Below are 18,279 nucleotides of genomic sequence, written 5' to 3'. Positions count from 1 at the left end.
CGTGGGCTTCCGGTCCGGTGTGGTCAGGATTCCATCGGCTGCCGCTGCTTGGTCAATCGGACCGTCCCACCGGCCCGATCCTTCCGATCATCGCGACGATGCTCTCCACGTTCTCGAAGCTGAGCGCGTCGATCATCGACAGGGGCACTGTGGTGCCGAACTCGTCGCGGATGAAATTCAACAACCTCGCTGTGCTGAGCGAATCCAGGATGCCCGACTCCAGCAGTGGGGTGTCCGGCCCGAAACCGGCCATCAGTTCGTCGGGGAGCAGGTTGTCCTGGATGAAGCGGAGCAGCTTGCCACCAATGTCGGCACGTGTTTCTGCGTAGGCCATCTGCCTCTTCCTCGCCTCGGGGTGAGTTCATCGCGGGTCTGCCACCGGTCCTCTTCGTCCGGCGGCCACCGGATACCTGCTGGCTGTTCGCACGGCCGGTATGCCGACACGACCACTGTCACCGACCAGCCTCAAGCGGCGCTAATGGCTCGGCCGAGGCGACCGCGCCCCAGCCCGCGCCAGTTCCCGCCGGGCCGGCCGCTCCATCCGCCACCGTGGGAGCAACTTGCGGGCCTTGAGCGCAGCCGGAAATTGGTACAGGAGCCAACATTTAGGTTGGAACGGACATGCCGAAGGATCGTCTGCGTTTGTGCCGCTTTCCAGCCAGCGATGAACGAGCTTACGAAACGAGCCGTCGACGCTTCACATGATCAACCAGCCATCCCAACAGAACGCACAGGAGGACCACAATGATTCACGAGGCCGAACACCTACAGCTGATCATCCATGGCGCCACCGCTTTCGAACTGCTGCGCACCGCGCTCGAGTTCGAGCTCTTCGAGAAGATCGAAGCGGACGGCGGCATGAGCCTTCCGGCGGTGGCCGCGTCGCTCGGTGTCGAGGAGCAGCCGGCCCGGATCCTGCTGCTGGGCCTGGCCTCCCTGCGGCTCCTGCGCAGGGAGGGCGAGAACTACGTCAACACCCCGCTCACCCGTCGGAGCCTGCTGCCCAAGCGGGCGGGCTATCTGGGGCCTCTTGTCGAGATCCAGGAGAAGATCACGAATCCCGGCCTGGTCGACTTCGCGGACTCCATTCGGCGCAATACCAACGTCGGTCTGCGCCACGTGGAAGGGCCCGGCACGACGTTGTACGAGCGCGTGACCACCAACCCGGCGCTGCAACAGGTGTTCTACAACAACATGGGACACGCGTCCCGGCAGACGTTCCCACTGGTGGCCGAGACGTTCGACTTCTCAGCCCTGCACCACTTGGTCGACATCGGTGGCGGGGACGGCAGCAACAGCATCGCCGTGGCGAAACGTCACCCGCACCTCGAAATGACGATCTTCGACCAGGAGACCGTGCTGAACATCGCGAAGCAGAATGCCGTAGACGCCGGCGTAGGGGATCGCGTGCACGGATGGCCGGGCGACCTGTTCACCGATCCCCTGCCGACCGGGATCGACGGCATCCTCTTCTGCCACATCTTCGAGATCTGGTCGCTCGAGCGGAACACGGAGTTGCTGCGCAAGTGCTACGAGGCGTTGCCGCCGGGCGGCGCGGTACTCGTGTACAACTTCGTGTCCGACGACGACAACACCGGCTCGCCGCCCGCCGCGTTCATGTCGGTATATTTCCTGACCATCGCGTCCGGCGAGGGCATGGTCTACTCGGTGCAGGACATGAAGACCGCGCTGCGTGATGCGGGATTCTCGAGGGTCGAGCGCCACGAGGGCGTCGGATTCCATCACGCGCTCATGGTCGGATACAAGTAATCAATCCCGGGGCGGTCGTCGACCGCCCGCCCACATCGCCGGAACACCGGGGCTCCGGAGTAGCCCGCGAATGTCTGCTTTGGTCGGATCTTGTGGTGGGTGCCCGGATGGAAAGCGAGCACGACACCTGTGGATCATGGAGTTGTCTGCGCTTCAAGATCCCCAAAGGTGTCGTGTTCGCTGCGTCGTCATCGCTCATGCCCCCGGCGGGTCGCGTCGTGGCCTGTCTCTACCAATGCGGGTGCGCGGCCCGGTGCCCCACTGGCGGGGCGAGCAGCGCCACGCCCACTACCTGCTCACCGTCAAGGGCAATCAGTGCGCCACGAGGCGCTCTGACACATCCCCGCTGCAGGCGGGACAGACTCGAAGGGGGCTAGGGCGCGTCGCAGAGTCCGGGCTGGTGGCCGTAGTGAGCGGATGACGAGGGTTTGGTCAGCCTGGGGCGAGGAGGCAGAACTCGTTGCCTTCCGGGTCGGCGAGGACCGTCCACGGGACATTGCTCTGACCTAGGTCGATGGCGGTGGCGCCGAGAGTCCGCAGTCTGGCTGCCTCGGCCTCCGGGTCGTTACCCGGCTATGGGCGGACGTTGAGATGGACGCGGTTCCACACGGTCTTCACGTCGGGTGTGCGGAGGAACTGCAGATATGGGCCGAGGCCCTTGGCGGAGCGCAGTACCGCGTTGTGGTCGGTCACCTCGTGCAGGGTCCAGTCCATGGCCTTGCCCCAGAAGCGGGCCATGGCTCGCGGATCCGCGCAGTCGACCACTACCGCGGCGATCGGTCCGGTGTCTCGGTAGAGCGGGCGGGGGTCCAGCACGCAGAACTCGTTGCCCTCTGGGTCGGCCATGACCGTCCATGGGGCGTCGCCCTGGCCTACGTCGGCGGGTGTTGCGCCGAGATCCTTCAGGCGCGTGACCACCTCCGCCTGATGGGTCGCCGAGGTGGTGGCGAGGTCGACGTGTACGCGGTTCTTCACCGTCTTGGGTTCCGGGGAGGCGATGAGGTCGATGCAGACGGCGACGGGGTCGGGGTAGACGAAGCCCTCGGGTTCGAGGTTGGTCACGCCGGGTCCCTCGCTGGAGACTCCCCAGCCGAGCGTCTCCGCCCAGAAACCGCCCAGCGCGGAGTCGTCCCGAGCCTTCATGTTGATTTGAACAAGCCGAGTTGCCATGCCGACGATGCTAGGGCCTGTGTCGAGTCGGCGGTGGTGCCCGAACTGGAGTGACCGTTCGGCGCGTCAAAGATCGACATATGGCGATGTCTTTGGGAGGTGGTTCAACGACCAAGCAGAACTTGAAACCGGAGACCTCGTGGACACCCTAGTGTTCTGTCTCAGTTTTGACTAGCCGATTGCTGGAGGGTGACGCGTCCACGTCGGACTTTGGCCAGGATTGATTCGGCGGTGGCGGTCCACACGAACGGTTTCGGGTCGTCGTTGTGTACCCGCAGGTACTCCTCGATCGCCTTGACGAGGTCATCCACGCTGCGGAACACGCCCCGGCGGATCATCTTGTCGGTCAGTTCGGCGAACCAGCGCTCGACCATGTTCAGCCATGACGAGCTGGTCGGGGTGAAGTGCAGGTGAAAGCGCGGATGTTTGGCCAGCCAGGCCTTCACGTTCGGGTGGGTGTGGGTACCGTAGTTGTCGACGATCATGTGGATCTGCAGCTTGCGGGGCACCGACGTGTCGATGGTGCGTAGGAAGCGCAGGAACTCGTCATGGCGGTGCCGGGCGAAGCACTTTCCGATGACCTTGCCGGTCAGCACGTCCAGTGCTGCGAACAATGTCGTGGTGCCATGCCGCTTGTAGTCGTGGGTCATCGTGCCGGCCCGGCCGGGCTTGAGCGGCAGACTCGGCTGTGTCCGATCGAGGGCCTGGATCTGGGATTTCTCGTCCATGCACAAGACCACGGCCTTGTCCGGCGGGTTCAGGTACAGGCCCACGACGTCGACGAGTTTCTCCTCGAACCGCTTGTCATTGGACAGCTTGAACGTCTCCACCAGGTGCGGCTTGAGCCCGCGCGCGTCCCATACACGCTGCACGGTGGCCTTCGACACGCCGACCTTGGTCGCCATCGACCGGCACGACCAATGCGTGGCGCCCTCAGGCCGTGAATGCAGCGTCAGTTCCACGATCTGGTCGATCACCGCCTGCGGGATCGATGGCTTGCGGCCCCGACCCGCCGCCACCTTGCCCAGGTCAGCGAGCCCACGTTCGGCGAACGCCGCCCGCCACGCCCGCACCGTCATCCGGGTCACCCCGGCCAGCACGGCGATGTCGGTGTTGGACACCCCGTCGGCCGCGTGCAGCAGCACCTGCGCCCGCTGAACCAGACGGTGCTCCGCGGTCCGCGACTTCGCCAGGGACTCCAGCAGTTCACGCTGGCCCGGATCAAGCACCAACGGTGCAGCGGCACGATTCACGACCAGCATCGTACCAACTGGCTATCTATTTACGAGACGGTACACTAGCGGTGACAAGGCGGTTCGACCCGACCGACGGCAGTGGGCGGTGCTGGAGCCGTTGCTGCCGGCGCCGAAGCGCCCGGGTCGACCGCCGTCATGGAGCAGGCGGCAGTTGATCGACGGGATCCGGTGGCGGATCCGGGTGGGCGCCCCGTGGCGGGACGTGCCACCGCAGTACGGATCCTGGTCGGCGGCGTATGCCTGTTCCGCAGGTGGCAGCGCGATGGCACCTGGAAGCAGCTGCTCACCGCGTTGCAGACCCTTGCCGACGCGGCCGGCAGGATCACCTGGGACGTGTCGGTGGACTCGACCAGCGCCCGCGCCCATCAGCACGCGGCCGGGGCGAGGAAAAGGGGGATCTGCAGGCCGATCCACCCGGCGGCGTCAGCGTCGAGCCGGCCGACCATGCGCTGGGCCGCTCCCGCGGTGGGTTGACCACGAAGCTGCACCTGGGCTGCGAGCAAGGCCAGAAACCCCTCGCCATCGTGCTGACCGCCGGCCACCGCGGCGACAGCTCGCAGTTCATCCCGGTCCTGGACGCCAGCCGCGGCCCCCGAATGACCACCGGCCGCCCGGGAACCGCCCTGACCGGGTCCTGGCTGATAAGGCGTACACGTCGAAGGCGAACCGGGCCTACTAGGTCGGCGCGGGATCGCCGCGACCATCCCGAGCAGGGCCGACCAGGAGGCCCACCGGCGAGCCAAGGGATCCAAGGGCGGCCGGCCGCCAGTCTTCGACCCGCACCTCTACCAGCAAACGTCACGCGGTGGAGTGCGGGATCAACCGGCTCAAGCGCAACCGGGCCGTGGCCACCCGCTTCGACAAGCTGGCCGTCCGCTACGAGGCCACCATTCACCTCGCCGCCATCAACGAGTGACCGACTTCGAAAGGGCCCTAGCCGACCTCCTCGACCTTCTCCGGCTCCGCCGGCTGCAACAGGCCGGCCAGGTGCTCGATGATCGCGGTGACCGTCGGTTGATGCCACAGCAGCGTTGACGGCAGCTTGTGCCCGTAACGCCGCTCGAGGCGGCGCCGGATGACGATGGTCATCACGGAGTCGAGCCCCTGTTCGATGAGCGACCGGCGAGGATCGAGGGTCGTCGCCGGAAGCTTCATCTCGTCCGCGATCTGGCCGCCGACGTCCTCCATCAGGCGCTGACGCAGCTGCTCGGGCGGTAGATCGACGATGGTCAGCGGGTTCTGCCCGGTCGGACCGGTCGGGGCCGGCGCCGCCGAACTGTCGGACAGCTCCGCCAGCAACGGGAGCCTTTCCTCGCCGGGCTCCAGCGGGGTGACGCGCAGCACCGGGAACATTCCGCCGCCGCGCTCCTCGGCATGGTCCCAGGCGCTGAACGCCTCGACCACGGAGATGTCGCCGACGCCGCGGGCGCGGAGCTCCGCGTCGACCACCTCGTTGACCGCCATGCCCTGACCGTGCCACGAGGTCCAGCCCAGACTCAACGTTCCGTCCGGATCGGATGCGGCGTGGTTTCGGTACCGCGCGAAAGCATCCAGGTAGGCGTTGGCCGAACCGTACGTGGCCTGACCGGGGATGCCGAGAAGATAGCCGCACGACGAAAAGAGCACGAAGAAGTCCACACTCCCGGGCGGGAAGACGCCGTGCAGGGCCCAGGCGCCCTCCACCTTCGGCCGCAGCACGTTGTCCAGCGACGCCCGGTCGACGTCACGGAGCATCCGGTTGTCCAGCACGCCCGCGGCGTGGACCACTCCGCGGATCGGAGGCAGGCCGAGCGTTTCCGGTGCCAGTTGACGAGCGACCTGATCAGGATCGGCGATGTCGAGGGCCAGGACCCGTACGGTCACCCCGAGCGCCTCGAGGGCGCGGACCTGCGTGATCTGCCGGCGGGTCACGTCATCGACGGCCAGGTCCCAGGCGTCGCGGGTGGGCAGGCCACGGCGGCCGGCGATGACGATTCGGCGCGCACCGCGCTCGGCCAGCCAGCGGCACACCTGCAAGCCGAGCACGCCGAGCCCGCCGGTTACCAGGTAGGTGCCGTCGGCCCTGCACCGTACGGGCCCGCGGACCGGTGCTCGCTCCGTGGGCACCAGGCGGGCGACGCTCGGGGTGCCGTCGCGCAGCACGATGATGTCCTCTCGGGGCCGCGCACGCAGGACGTCGAGCAGCAGCTCCGCTGCCTCCGCCGGCGCTTCCGGAGGCAGGTCGACAATCCCGCCCCACAGCTCGGGATGCTCACCGGCGACGACCCGACCGAGTCCCCAGAGCGGCGCATGGGCAAGGTGGCTCTCGGTCGTACCCTCGCCGACGCCGACGGTCAGGCACCACAGCCGGGGGAACCGGCTGCCCTGGCGCGCGGACAGTCGCTGAACGACAGTGATGAGCAGCCAGGCGGCATCCGCCACGGCACCGGTGACGCGGGCCGGCGAATCGGGCGACGGCGGCAGGAGCAGCAGATCCGTGTCGTCACCGAACAGGTCCAGGTCACCGAGGTGGGACGGGGCGAGACACGAGGCCCCGGCCGCGGTCAGTCGCTCCCGCAACTCGGCGGCCACCGGGCTGTCCGGGCCGACGAACGCGATCCGGCGCGGCGCCGACCCGGCCAACCCGTCGGGCGCGGCGGCCGGCAGTGCGAGCGGGCGCCAGGCAACCTCGTGCACCATCTCGCCCGGACCGGTCCGGCCCCTGGCCTTCGGCTCCATCTCGGCCAGCCGAAGGCCGGCCAGCCGGGCAACCACCCGCCCCGTCGGCTCCGCCAGCAGCACGGTGAGGGCGTCGTCACCGGGATCGGCGATGATCTCGACGTCCACGACCCGCAGGGGCGCCCCCGAGGTGTGTACCTCGTCGATGCCCGCGACCATCCGCAGCGCCGGCGGGCCGGGATGCGCGAACGGAGCGATCGACAGGGCTGCGTCGAAGACCGGGGCCCAGGTCGTCCGCGCCGTCGGCGGCAGGTCGATCCGCACCCGGGCCCGGATGCGGTTGTCCCCGCGCCAGAGCTTCTCGATGGTCCAGTCGAACGCCATCGTCGGCACCCCGACGGAGGCCAACTGCCGGCGTACCGCATCCGGATCCGTCTGCTCGAGCTCACCGAGTCGGCCGGGAAGCTGCTCCGGTAGCGTCGAACCCGCCTTGGCGATCAGGGCCGTGGCGTGCACCAGCCACGGTCCGTCGGCCGCCGGGGTACGGGAGGCCAGGCGCAGCACGTCGTGGTCGTGCACTACCTGGATGTCGCGGGGCTCCCTGGTCAGCAGCGGGATCTGGAACGACACGTCGGTCAGCGTCGCCACCGAGAGGCCCTCCTCGCGCGCACCGAGGAAGGTGTTGATCAGGATGGCGGCCGGGGTCACCTCGGCGCCGTTGATCGTGTGGCTTCCCGGGTACGGCCGGCTGTCGTCGGTGAGCCGGGTCCGCCACACGCGCAGCGGGGTGCCGGCGATGCTCACGCGCGAGCCCAAGACCGTGTGCGAGGCAACATCGTGGCCGGACCCGTCGATGCCCGACGGGGATGCCGGATCGCGCCACAGCCGTCGGTGCTGCCAGGGAACTCCCGGCAGGGTGACCAGATCGCCGGCCGGTTGCAGCGTCGGCCAGTCCAGCGCCACACCGTGGCAGTGCAGCACAGCTGCGTTGGTCAGCAGCCTTTCCCGCTCCGGCGCGTTGCGTCGCAGGGTCGACACGACAAGGCCGTCCTCGTGGCCGGCGTAGGACAGTGTTTCGGAGATGGAGTGGGACACCACCGGATGAGCGGAGATCTCCAGGAACACCCGGTAGCCGTCCTCGACAGCCGCCTGGACCGCAGGCGTCAGCAGCACAGGGTTTCGCAGGTTGGCCGCCCAGTACGCGCCCTCAACGGGATGCTCGGACCGGGGATCGGGCAGCGCCGTGCGGTACATCGGTATGCGGGGCCGCTCCGGGGCCAGATCGGCGGCGGCCTCGGTCAGCTCGGCCAGCAACGGGTCCATCTGCGGGCTGTGGAAGGCGACGTCGGACGCGACCCGGCGCACCGCGATGTTCTCGTCCCGCCACCGGGCCACGAGTGCGTCGACCACCTCGATGTCACCGGCGATCACGGTCGACGCCGGTGACGACCAGATTGCCGGCCCCACGTCGGTACGATCGGCGAGCCGCTTCGCCACCTCGTCGAACGGTAGTCCGACCATGGCCATCGCGCCGTTCCCCGCCACCTGTCGCAGCAGTCGGGACCGGCGGCAGATCAGCCGGGCGCCCGCCTCAACGGTGAGAGCACCGGCGGTGACCGCGGCGGCTATCTCGCCGACCGAGTGGCCGATGACCGCGTCGGGCCGCAGCCCGGAGGACCGCCAGACCTCGGCGAGGCCGAGCTGCATCACGAAGATCATCGTCTGGATCCGGTCGACGTCGCGCAGGTCGTCGTCGAGGAGGACCTGGCGGGGGGAGAACCCGATCTCCTCAAGGAAGATCGGCTCGAGCTGGTCGATCACGGCGGCGAACACGGGCTCGGTCCGGAGGAGTTCTCGCCCCATGCCGACCCACTGGGAACCGTGGCCCGAGAAGACCCAGACCAGCCCGGTTCCGCCGCCGTCGTCCGCGGTGCCGGTGGTCACGCCGGGTGCCGGCTCACCGGCGGCGAGGTGGCGCAGCCGTGCCGCGAGTTCGTCCCGGCTCGCCGCCACGACCGCCGCCCGGTGGCGCAGATGGGAACGCCGCAGGGCGAGGGTGTGCCCGATGGACGCCAGCGACGCCGGTTCGGCCGACGCGGACAGCCAGTCGGCCATCCGTTGCGCATGTTGCCGCAGAGCGGCGTCGGAGCTGGCGGAGATCGGGAACAGGCGTGGCACGTCGTGCGCTGCGGCGTCGTCGGTGACCGAACCGCCGGCCTCCTCGGGCGCCTCCTCGATCAGCACGTGGGCGACCGTCCCGCCGTACCCGAAGCCCGACACCCCGGCCCGGCGCGGTTCGTCTCCGCGCGGCCAGGCGGCGCGTTCGGTGACGACCTGCAGACCCGCCGAGTCCCAGTCGATGGCCGGGTTGCCGACGGAGTGGTTGAGGCTGGGCGGGATCTCGCCGCGGTGCAGCGCGAGCACCACCTTGATGATGCTCGCCACCCCCGCGGCAGCCTCCAGGTGGCCGATGTTGGACTTCACCGAGCCGATGAGGCAGGGCTCGCCCGGTGCCCGGTCGACCCCGTACACCGCGCTGAGCGCACCGGCCTCGAGCGGGTCGCCCAACCGCGTGCCGGTGCCGTGCGCCTCGACGTAGCTGACCGATCCCGGGGCGATCCCCGCCTGTCGGCAGGCCCGGCTGAGCACGTGCTCCTGCGCCGGCCCGCTGGGTGCCATGATCCCGTTGGTGCGGCCGTCCTGGTTCACCGCGCTGCCCCGGATGACGGCGAGCACCCGGTCGCCGTCGCGCTGCGCGTCGGCGAGCAGCTTCAGCACCACGACGCCGCAACCCTCGCCGCGCCCGTAACCGTCGGCCGTAACGTCGAACGACTTGCACCGACCGTCCGGGGCCATCGCGCCGGCGGCGTCGAGGGTCAGTGTGAGACCGGGGGACACGATGAGGTTGACCCCCGCGGCCAGCGCGACCGGGGTCTCTCCCGCGCGGAGACTCTGACAGGCGAGGTGCATCGCGACCAGGGAGGCCGAGCAGGCCGTGTCCACCGCGAGGCTCGGTCCGCGGAAGTCCAGGGCGTACGAGATGCGGTTTGCCACGGCGCACATGGCGGCACCGATACCGGTCCACGCCTCGATCCTGGGCAGGTCCTCCAGCAGCCGCCGGCCATAGTCGTCGGAGCCGACGCCGACGAAGACGCCGACGTCGGTGCCGGCCAGTTCCCGCACGCGCATGCCGGCGTGCTCCAGCGCTTCCCAGGCCACCTCCAGCAGGATCCGCTGCTGCGGGTCCATCAGCTCGGCCTCGCGGGGGCTGAGGCCGAAGAAGTCGGCGTCGAAGCCCTCGATGTCGGAGAGGAAGCCGCCGAACCTGGTGGCTCGGCGCAGCGCGGCCGCGTAATCGGGACCGAGGTCGCCGTAGGCTTGCCATCGCTCCTCCGGCAACTCGCCGATGCCGTCACCGCCGCTGGCCAGCAGGTCCCAGAAACTGTCTGGCGAGTCCACGCCGCCGGCGAACCGGCAGCCGATGCCGACCACTGCGACGGGAGCCGTCACGGCCCGCCGCGGCGGGCCAGGTATGGCGAGGGCTTCTGCTGTCCCCATCCTGATCTCCTCAAGTTCGTCGGTGGCCGCGGGGCCGGGGCTGACCTCCGGGCGGGACGCCCGGTGTGCGAGCGGCACGGATGTTCGGACGATTCGCCGTGACTGGGCGCCGTCACCGCCAGCGCCGCCGTTGTTCGGCGTCACCCAGCCCAGGGCGTTGGCGCGTCGATCCGAACCAGGGCGCAGGACAGGGTGACTCCGGGGCCTACCCCGAGCATGAGCAGGTGATCGCCGGGCTTGAGCGCCCCGGTGCTCAGCAGGTGTTCGAGGGAGACGATCTGGTCGCTGGCGCCGAGGTGGCCGACGGTGCGGCCGAACTCCCAGGTCGACATGGACATGGGCAGGTTCAGCGCGGCCATGCACCGTTGCTCCACGATTTCCCGGGAGTAGTTCATGTAGGCGACCCGGGTGACGTCGTCGATGCCGATACCGGCGTCGGTGAGCGTGTCGTCCACGAGTCGCAACGTCTGCAGGTGGATCTGCAGCAGCGCCGCCGTCCCGCCAGCGTCGGCCATCACCCGGCGCCGGAACTCCGCATTGCGGTCGCCGAAGTTCAGTCCCCGCCCGACGGTCACGCCGGGTGGGAACAGCGGCTGACCGGCCCGGTGCATCTCCTCCGCCTCGGGAACGGTGAGCGACCGGACCGACAGCAGCCGGGCGATGCCCGGACCGGTCGTGACCACCACGGCGCTCGCGGCGTCCCCGGCGATGTACCCCGGACCCATCGTCCAACGGTCCATCAGCGGGGTGCCGAAGTTGTCGGCGGCCACCAGCAGGGCGACCCGCGGACGGCCGGCACGTGCCGCGTCCCCGCCGAGATAGCCGGCGGCCAGCTGCAGCGCGGAGAACATGCCGTTGCAGCCGTGTCGGACCTCCACCGCCAGCAGGTCACCACCGAGCAGGTGGCGTTGCAGGTAGTACTGCGGCTGCCAGCCGTCCGGGCCCTGGTGCCATGAGTCGGCGTACAACAACAGGTCGACGTCCTCGGGGCGCTGGCCGGCGCGCTTCAGCGCGTCCTGTGCGGCGCGCAGTGCCATCTCCGGCGCGGGCAGCTCGCCCGCGACCGCCGCGCCCGCCAACTCGTGCAACTCGACCTCATCGGCCGAATACCAGCCCTGCTCGACAGCGTGCTCGACACTCACCGCCTCGGGGAGGAAGACACCAATGCCGCTGATGGAAATGTCGGTATACAACGAGCGGCCTCCTCGACCGTTTGGCTCCGAGCACTGTCTCCCGGGCCCCTGGAGGCTCACTCAAGCGGCCGTCGTGGGCGTCGCCGGTGCATCGTCGTATGGTTCGCCGGCACGGCGACCATCGAGCGATCCTCGACCAGACAGGGAGATGCTCTGGGCCGGTGGCACCGGTCGACAGGAGCTTCTCATGCGCGTAATGCTGACGGTCTCCGCGTGGCCGACCCACTACATGGCGATGGTCCCGACCGCCTGGGCGCTGCAGTCCGCCGGGCACGAGGTACGGGTGGTCTGCGCGCCGTCACAGGTCCGGCCGCTGCGTGCGGCCGGGCTCATCCCGGTGCCACTGCTGGCCGGCATGGGCATCACCGAACACAACCGGCTGGAGCACTATCGGCAGGCGGTCGAAGGGACCTGGCCGTTTCCTTGGCTGCCGCCGCATCCGGTCGACGGCACCCGGCTGTCCACGCTGGACGACTTCGACGTCGCGGCGTTCGAACGCGACGTGTTGCCCGACTTCAACCGCGCCGCGGAGTGGAGCTTCGACGAGACGGTCCGGTTCGCGGCGGGCTGGCGGCCGGACGTGGTACTGCATGACCCGATCAGTCTCGAGGGGCTGCTCGCGGCGAAGGCGCTCGACCTGCCGTGCGCCCTCTTCCTGTGGGGGCCGATCGGGACGTCTGAGCCGTCGCACGTGCGGCTACTGCCGGCCGATCGGAGCGGCTCCTTCGTCCGCTACGGGTTGGGACCGTTCGGCCCGCATCTGATCGAGAACATCGTCGATCCATGCCCGGCGTCGATGAGCCCGCCGTCCGCCGCCCGGCGCTTCCCGGTGCGGTACGTGCCGTACAACGGCAGCGCTTCCCTGGTCGAGTGGACCACGCAACCGGCGCAACGCCCGAGGTTCTGCCTCACCTGGTCGACTGCGCTGACGACGATGAGCGGTCCCGACTCATATCTGCTGCCGCGGCTGGTGCAGGACCTCGCCGACCTCGACCTGGAGCTGGTCGTTACGGCGACCGACGAGGATGTACGGGCGCTCGGGGCGGTGCCGCCCGGTGTCCGGGTGCTGACCCGGTATCCGATCAATCTGTTGCTGCCGAGCTGTGCCGGCATCCTGCACCACGGCGGCGCCGGTGCGACGATGACGGCGGTGGCGGCCGGGGTGCCACAGGTGGTGGTCGGCTTCACCAACGAGCAGATCACCAACGGCGCTCGGGTGGCCGCGACCGGCGCGGCGATAAACCTGCCCGGACACCGCGCGGACACGGCGGCTGTGCGGCAGGCGGTGCGGGACGTGATCGGCGCGGCCAGTTACCGCGCCCGGGCCTCGGCGCTCCGTCAGGAGCTGCTCGACCGGCCGACGCCGCACGCGTTCGTCGAGACCCTGGAGAAGCTCGCGTCGGGCTGACGCGGTGCGGTACCGGCAGCACCAACACGGGCTGCCGGTACCGCATCGGAACGGTCAGGTGACCGGAGTGTCCTGACGCACCGACAGGACCAGGTCGGTGATCTTGTCCAGCGTGCTGAAGTTGGCTTCGGTCAGCTGCTGAAGCGGGATCGCCACCCCGAACTGCTCCCGGATGAAGCCGATGAGCCGGGCCAAGCTCAACGAGTTGAACACCCCCCACTCGTACAACGGCGTCTGTGCGGTGAGCGCCGCGGCGTCCTCGGGTTCGAGCAGATCGGTCTTGAAGAAATTGGTCAGCCGGACGAGCAGGGCGTCACGGGAGTAGATCATCGGTCCCTCCAGGATCGATTGGTCTGGCTCGTTCGGCGCATTCGTCACGACACCCATGCCGGCACGTCGAGGACCTGGATGACCGAGGCCGCGATACTGAGGCCGGGGCCAAGGCCGAGCATCAGGAGATGGTCGCCGGGGGTGAGCTCCTTGTGGTGCAGCAGGTGGTCGAAGGCGAGCAGTTGGTCGCTGGCGGAGTGCCCGACGCTGCGGTTGAACTCCCACGTCGAGATGTCCGTCGGCAGACCCAGCGCCCGCAGGCGTTCGATCAGCTTGGGGCGCGGTTCGTTGGCCATCGCCGCACGGGTGATGTCGGTGAGCTGGACGCCTGCCTCGTCGATGGCCCGCGTCACCACCTCGGTGAGCTTCCTGAACAGATGCAGGGCCATCCCCTCGGTGAAGCCGTGGTGCTTGGCGAACTCCTGGATTCGCGCGTTGAAGTCGAGCCGGTGCCCGAGCACGATGTTGGCTGGGTGCAGAGGCTCGTCTCCGCGGTGCAGCCCCTCCAGCTCCGGCACCGTCGTGGAGGTGACGGAGAGCAGCCGGGCGAAGCCCTGGGTCCGGCTGAGCACCAGCGCGGTCGCCGCGTCACCCATGGCGAAGCCTTCGAGGGTGTTCCAGCGGTCCACCAGTGGAGAGTCCAGGTTGTCCGACACGACGACGATCGCGGCCCGTTCCTCTGGTAGCGCCCGCAGATACGTCGCAGCCAGCTCCAACGCGCCGAAGACGCCGTTGCAGCCCTGTCGCACCCCCGCCGCCAGCACGTTGCCGCCCACGGCGTGCCGCTGCAGGTACGAGTGGGGGCACCAGCCGGTCGGGCCGGTGTGGTACGTATCGACGTACAGCAGCAGGCTGAGCAGGTCGGTGTCCTGCCCCCACCGGTCGAGCGCCTCGCGGGTGGCGCTGAGCGCCATCTCCACGGCGGGCGTGTCGCCGGCAATCGCGGCGCCACTCATGCCGTTCTCGGTTGCATTTGGCGCGCCCACCACCTCTGGCAGATACGTGCCCAGGGCGTTGATGAAAATGTCGGGCGTCTTCACACAGCCTCCTCCGGTCCGCTGCAGGCGTGGCCATCGCATCCTGGGTGCGGCGCTTCGAGCCTCGGTCGAGGCCGGGAATGTCCGTTTCGTCGAGGAGGTATACATCGAAGGTTGTAGCTGTTCTCCCGCCGATGCAGCGGAGTGGAACTTCCGTGTCGTCGTCTTGAGGGGGCCGGAACCGCGTCAGTACGTTGGCTCCAGGAGGCTTCGATCAAGCCCCCAAAAACGGGTCAGGGGAGGCACCGTGAGGTTTAACGTTCTCGGTCGGTTCCAGGTTGCCAGTCAGGGGCAGATATGCACACCGAGCGCGCCAAAAGTGCGCCAGGTGCTTGCTGTGCTGACGCTGCGAGCTGGTCAGACGGTGAGCATCGACGGGCTGATCGAGGAACTGTGGGAGGACAATCCGCCGAAGAGCGCGGTCACCACGACGCAGACGTATGTCTACCAGATCCGTAAGGCGTTCGAACGGCTGGAGGGCGAGGACTGTGCGGACCGGCTGCTGGTCACCCGCCCGCCGGGATACGCGCTGGAGCTCGGCAGGGAGCAGATCGACGCGACCCTGTTCCGGGACCTCGTCGACCAGGGGCGTGGCCTCTTCGATCGCGGCCGGGTCCGGCAGGCCAGCCAGGTGCTGCACGAGGCGCTGGGGCTGTGGAGCGGACCGGCGTTGACCAACGTCACCTGCGGGCCGATGCTGCGCAGCTACGCGACCCACCTCGAGGAACAACGGATCACCGCGCTGGAGCTGCGGATCGCCGCGGATCTCCAACTGGGCAAGCACCGCGAGCTCATCGCCGAGCTCAAGTCCCTCGTCGCCTTACACCCGCTCAACGAATGGCTGCACGCACAGCTCATCGTGTCACTGGAAAAGGCCGGGCGGCGCGGCGAGGCGCTGCGCGCCTACCAGGATCTGCGGCGGCTGCTCAACAACGAACTGGGCCTCGACCCCTCGGCCGAGCTGCAGCGGTTGCACCAGGCGGTGCTCAGCGCCGACACGATCGTGCTACACCCTCTGCGCCCGACCGGCGTCGTCGCACGGTCGGCCTGACTCCGGCTCCGTACGCCGCCCGAGGATCTGGTCGAAGACCTTGGCGAGCACCGCCGGCCCGGCCTCCACGTCGTCCGGCGCACGCCAACAGACGAAGCCGTCTGGTCGCACCAGCACGGCACCGGCGTGGCCGACTTCGTGCGCCGACGCCCAGTCGCCGCGTTCGTCCTCAAGGTCGTGACCCAGCTGGTACACCACCATGGGCACCTTCACCTCGGCCCGTCGTCCAGCCTCCGCCCAGCGGTCCGCCTTCGCCCCGGCGACGAGCACGAAATCGCCGCGGTACAGATCCAGGGTAGACACCGGCCGGCCGGCCCGGCGCAGCCACAGGTGCGGCGCCCGGCGCCCCGGCCGGCCGGTGAAGTCCCGGGACGGCGTGGCGGCCCCGGCCTCGATCCGGTCGCGGTCGGTGCCGACACCGGCTGAAACGGCGTTTCGCTTCCCGGCTACCGGGGTGGGGACGATCGCGGCGGAGGTGTACCGGTAGCCGAGCCCGACCGCGACCGGGTCGAGGCCCGACGCACCGTCACCGCGACCGGCGATCCGGCCGGCCTGTCGCTGCGCCGAGAAGTCGGCGGTCAGCGTGGCCACGGCGCGCCGTTCCCGCTCGTACGTGTCGAGCAGGGCGGGTGCGGCGTGGCCACGCACCACGGCGGCGAGCTTCCACGCCAGGTTGTGCGCGTCCTGGATGCCCGCGTTGCCGCCGAGGCCGCCGGCCGGGGGTGTGACGTGCGCGCTGTCCCCGGCGAGGAAGACTCGTCCCACGCGGAACCGGTCGGCGATCCAGGAGGCGAGGTCCCACGTCGGTGCCCGGCCGTGCTCCGCGAGCTGCGAGTCCAGGACGCGTACCTCCACGTCCTGTCCTACGGCCTCGCGGATGAGCCGCGGGAATTCCCCGGCCGGGAGGCCCCCGTCATCGCCGCAGGGGACCATGAGCACCCACCGCCGCGGGTCGTCGAGCCGGGTCAGCATGGTGTTCGAAACGGGCCGTTCCAGGTAACACAGCGCCAGGCGCCGGCCGCGCAGCGGACCGCTCAGGTCCGCCTCGAACGGGATGTTGGCATATCTGGTGATGGTGCCGGAGCCGCTCGTACCGACGCCGAGCGCACCCCGGATCGCCGAGCGGTGACCGTCCGCCGCCACGAGATAATCGGCACGGACCGTGGACGTCGACCCGGTTACCCGGTCCCGGAGCACCGCGGTCACCCCGTCGTCGCCCTGTTCGAACGAGTCCAGCCGAGTGGAGAAGCGCAACTGAGCGCCGCGCCGTCGGGCTTGCTCCCGCAGGACCGGCTCCACCGCGTTCTGGTCCACCACGACCGGCGTGGTGGGGCTGATGTCCGTGTACGTGTCCGGCGCCGGCCGCACGGTCCGGAACCGTTCCTCACCCACCAACGTGTCGGCGTGCATGATCGCGGGAAGGTCCCGCAGGATCGAGGCGGGCGCGGCTCGCAGGGCCTCCTCGACGCCGGCGGCGCGGAAGACCTCGGTCGAACGCAGGCTCAGGCCGCGACCGCGCGGCAGGGTCGACGTCCCGCTGTGCTGCTCGACCAGGAGCACCGGGATCCCGAGATCACTCAGGAAGAGCGCGGCCGACAGTCCGACCAGACCACCGCCGACGACCAGGACGGGCACATCGCTGCTCATGGCGCCAGGGTCGCAGCCGCCACTCGGCTCCCGCTCGCACGCGGATCCGGCCGCACCCCGGGGCTGCCTGGCCGGGCCGGGCCCCGAGCAGCTTCGAGTTGTCCTCGAAACGGCATGGCGACCATGGGGACCGCTGCCCACCACGGAAGGTGACCATGACTGAGACGGCGCTTCCCCATGTCGACGCGAAGTTGCTGCACGACATCGCACGGGGCTATGTCAAGACAGCACTCCTGCGGACCGCGCTCGAAATGCGGGTCTTCGACCTGCTCACCGACGGACCGCAGGACGCCGATGCGGTCGCCACGAAGGTCGGGGCCAATCCGCGGGGGATGCGGATCCTGCTCGACGCGCTCGCCGGGATCGGGCTCCTGCGGACCATCAAGGACCGCTATGCGCTGCTGCCGGGCAGCGACGACCTTCTCGTCAGCACCGGCGCACACTATTTCGGAGGAGCGATCCGGCTCAGCGCGAGCGACTGGGAATGGGATGCGCAGAAGCACCTCATCGACGCTGTCCGGCGCGGCGGCACCGTCACCGAGACTCACGCGTTGACGCCCGAGTTCGACTTCTGGGAGGAGTTCGCCAACCACACCTCCTGGTTCAACAACGGCGCCGCCGAGCTGATGGCGGAGAACCTCATTCCCTGGGCGAAGGACCGCGACTCGGTCGAGGTGCTCGACGTCGCATGCAGCCACGGTTCGTACGGGTTCACGTTCGCCCAGCGCGAGCCGCGGGCGCGCGTCACCGGGCTCGACTGGCCCAATGTGCTCGAGGTGACCGCCCGTAACGCCGAGCGGCTCGGCGTCCGTGACCGGGTCCGCTTCATCTCGGGCGACATGTTCAGCGTGCCGCTCGGCGGCCCCTACGACATCGTCATGCTGACCAACGTCCTTCACCACTTCTCCGAGCGGCAGGCCACCGAACTGCTCAGTCGGGTCGCCACGGCGGTCAAGCCGGGCGGCCGCATAGCCGTCGTCGGGCACACGTTCGAGGAGCACGACTCCCCAGAGACGAACCCGCTGCCCTACATGTTTTCGGTGATCATGCTGGTGCAGACGCACGAGGGTGAGACGCACTCGGTCAGCACGTACCGGAAGATGCTCTCCGCCGCCGGGTTCGTGAACGTGCAGACCCACGCCAGTGACACGGCCATGCACCGGGTCTTCATCGCGGACCGGCTCTGACCGGCCCGAACTCA

Annotated in this window: 11 protein-coding genes and 2 pseudogenes; 5 read left to right on the top strand and 8 right to left on the bottom strand. The window is 69.2% G+C overall.

All coding sequences use genetic code 11. The features are described from left to right. Positions 1-52: 52 nt before the first annotated feature. On the bottom strand, positions 53-334 hold the full coding sequence (locus ABZ807_RS16910; RefSeq protein WP_357158052.1) for an acyl carrier protein: 282 nt from the start codon (positions 332-334) through the stop codon (positions 53-55). 410 nt (positions 335-744) lie between these two features. Between ABZ807_RS16910 and ABZ807_RS16905 the strand changes: the two genes are divergently transcribed. Further along, positions 745-1,770 carry a methyltransferase gene (locus tag ABZ807_RS16905; protein WP_357158049.1) on the top strand — a complete coding sequence of 342 codons (1,026 nt, stop codon included), beginning with the start codon at positions 745-747 and terminating at the stop codon, positions 1,768-1,770. A 432-nt stretch (positions 1,771-2,202) separates the two neighbouring features. Here the strand turns inward: ABZ807_RS16905 and ABZ807_RS16900 are convergent. Together ABZ807_RS16900 and ABZ807_RS16895 are read right to left on the bottom strand one after the other, a co-directional pair. Beyond that, a pseudogene (locus ABZ807_RS16900) lies at positions 2,203-2,940 on the bottom strand (VOC family protein). A 161-nt stretch (positions 2,941-3,101) separates the two neighbouring features. Continuing rightward, positions 3,102-4,202 carry an IS630 family transposase gene (locus tag ABZ807_RS16895; protein WP_357158046.1) on the bottom strand — a complete coding sequence of 367 codons (1,101 nt, stop codon included), beginning with the start codon at positions 4,200-4,202 and terminating at the stop codon, positions 3,102-3,104. Positions 4,203-4,281: 79 nt separating this feature from the next. Here ABZ807_RS16895 and ABZ807_RS16890 point away from each other — a divergent pair. Continuing rightward, positions 4,282-5,112 (top strand): annotated as a pseudogene (locus ABZ807_RS16890) (IS5 family transposase). 17 nt (positions 5,113-5,129) lie between these two features. Here ABZ807_RS16890 and ABZ807_RS16885 read toward each other — a convergent pair. Both ABZ807_RS16885 and ABZ807_RS16880 read right to left on the bottom strand, forming a co-directional pair. Continuing rightward, positions 5,130-10,412 carry a type I polyketide synthase gene (locus tag ABZ807_RS16885; RefSeq protein WP_357158043.1) on the bottom strand — a complete coding sequence of 1,761 codons (5,283 nt, stop codon included), beginning with the start codon at positions 10,410-10,412 and terminating at the stop codon, positions 5,130-5,132. A gap of 140 nt (positions 10,413-10,552) precedes the next feature. Continuing rightward, positions 10,553-11,605, bottom strand: a complete 1,053-nt coding sequence (locus tag ABZ807_RS16880; RefSeq protein WP_357158040.1) for a ketoacyl-ACP synthase III family protein — start codon at positions 11,603-11,605, stop codon at positions 10,553-10,555. Between the two features lie 187 nt (positions 11,606-11,792). Between ABZ807_RS16880 and ABZ807_RS16875 the strand changes: the two genes are divergently transcribed. Continuing rightward, positions 11,793-13,013: a nucleotide disphospho-sugar-binding domain-containing protein gene (locus ABZ807_RS16875; protein ID WP_357158038.1), complete on the top strand. Its 1,221-nt coding sequence runs from the start codon at positions 11,793-11,795 to the stop codon at positions 13,011-13,013. 54 nt (positions 13,014-13,067) lie between these two features. Here ABZ807_RS16875 and ABZ807_RS16870 read toward each other — a convergent pair whose 3' ends face one another. Continuing rightward, positions 13,068-13,343 carry an acyl carrier protein gene (locus ABZ807_RS16870; protein WP_357158034.1) on the bottom strand — a complete coding sequence of 92 codons (276 nt, stop codon included), beginning with the start codon at positions 13,341-13,343 and terminating at the stop codon, positions 13,068-13,070. A 44-nt stretch (positions 13,344-13,387) separates the two neighbouring features. Then, positions 13,388-14,383 (bottom strand): ketoacyl-ACP synthase III family protein, encoded by a 996-nt coding sequence (locus ABZ807_RS16865; RefSeq protein WP_357158031.1) that lies wholly within the window; start codon positions 14,381-14,383, stop codon positions 13,388-13,390. Here ABZ807_RS16865 and ABZ807_RS16860 point away from each other — a divergent pair. Further along, positions 14,298-15,431, top strand: a complete 1,134-nt coding sequence (locus ABZ807_RS16860) for an AfsR/SARP family transcriptional regulator (RefSeq protein ID WP_357158028.1) — start codon at positions 14,298-14,300, stop codon at positions 15,429-15,431. The two genes, ABZ807_RS16865 and ABZ807_RS16860, sit on opposite strands and share 86 nt — an antisense overlap. Here the strand turns inward: ABZ807_RS16860 and ABZ807_RS16855 are convergent. Next, positions 15,387-17,078, bottom strand: a complete 1,692-nt coding sequence (locus ABZ807_RS16855) for an FAD-dependent monooxygenase (RefSeq protein ID WP_357158025.1) — start codon at positions 17,076-17,078, stop codon at positions 15,387-15,389. The genes ABZ807_RS16860 and ABZ807_RS16855 overlap by 45 nt on opposite strands. 155 nt (positions 17,079-17,233) lie before the next feature. Between ABZ807_RS16855 and ABZ807_RS16850 the strand changes: the two genes are divergently transcribed. Beyond that, entirely contained in the window at positions 17,234-18,265 is a 1,032-nt protein-coding gene (locus tag ABZ807_RS16850; RefSeq protein ID WP_357158022.1) for a class I SAM-dependent methyltransferase, read from the top strand. Positions 18,266-18,279: the final 14 nt, after the last annotated feature.

This window comes from Micromonospora sp. NPDC047548 (assembly GCF_040642975.1).
In the GTDB taxonomy this organism is placed as follows: Bacteria; Actinomycetota; Actinomycetes; order Mycobacteriales; family Micromonosporaceae; genus Micromonospora.
The sequence above is the reverse complement of the archived record's forward strand: the minus strand, read 5'-3'. Positions and strand labels throughout refer to the sequence as shown.

What these genes read in the sequence shown, in the direction of transcription:
- ABZ807_RS16910 (WP_357158052.1), bottom strand. Translation starts at nt 334, where the DNA reads ATGGCCTACGCAGAAACACGTGCCGACATTGGTGGCAAGCTGCTCCGC.
- ABZ807_RS16905 (WP_357158049.1), top strand. Translation starts at nt 745, where the DNA reads ATGATTCACGAGGCCGAACACCTACAGCTGATCATCCATGGCGCCACC.
- ABZ807_RS16895 (WP_357158046.1), bottom strand. Translation starts at nt 4,202, where the DNA reads ATGCTGGTCGTGAATCGTGCCGCTGCACCGTTGGTGCTTGATCCGGGC.
- ABZ807_RS16885 (WP_357158043.1), bottom strand. Translation starts at nt 10,412, where the DNA reads ATGGGGACAGCAGAAGCCCTCGCCATACCTGGCCCGCCGCGGCGGGCC.
- ABZ807_RS16875 (WP_357158038.1), top strand. Translation starts at nt 11,793, where the DNA reads ATGCGCGTAATGCTGACGGTCTCCGCGTGGCCGACCCACTACATGGCG.
- ABZ807_RS16870 (WP_357158034.1), bottom strand. Translation starts at nt 13,343, where the DNA reads ATGATCTACTCCCGTGACGCCCTGCTCGTCCGGCTGACCAATTTCTTC.
- ABZ807_RS16860 (WP_357158028.1), top strand. Translation starts at nt 14,298, where the DNA reads ATGCCGTTCTCGGTTGCATTTGGCGCGCCCACCACCTCTGGCAGATAC.
- ABZ807_RS16855 (WP_357158025.1), bottom strand. Translation starts at nt 17,078, where the DNA reads ATGAGCAGCGATGTGCCCGTCCTGGTCGTCGGCGGTGGTCTGGTCGGA.
- ABZ807_RS16850 (WP_357158022.1), top strand. Translation starts at nt 17,234, where the DNA reads ATGACTGAGACGGCGCTTCCCCATGTCGACGCGAAGTTGCTGCACGAC.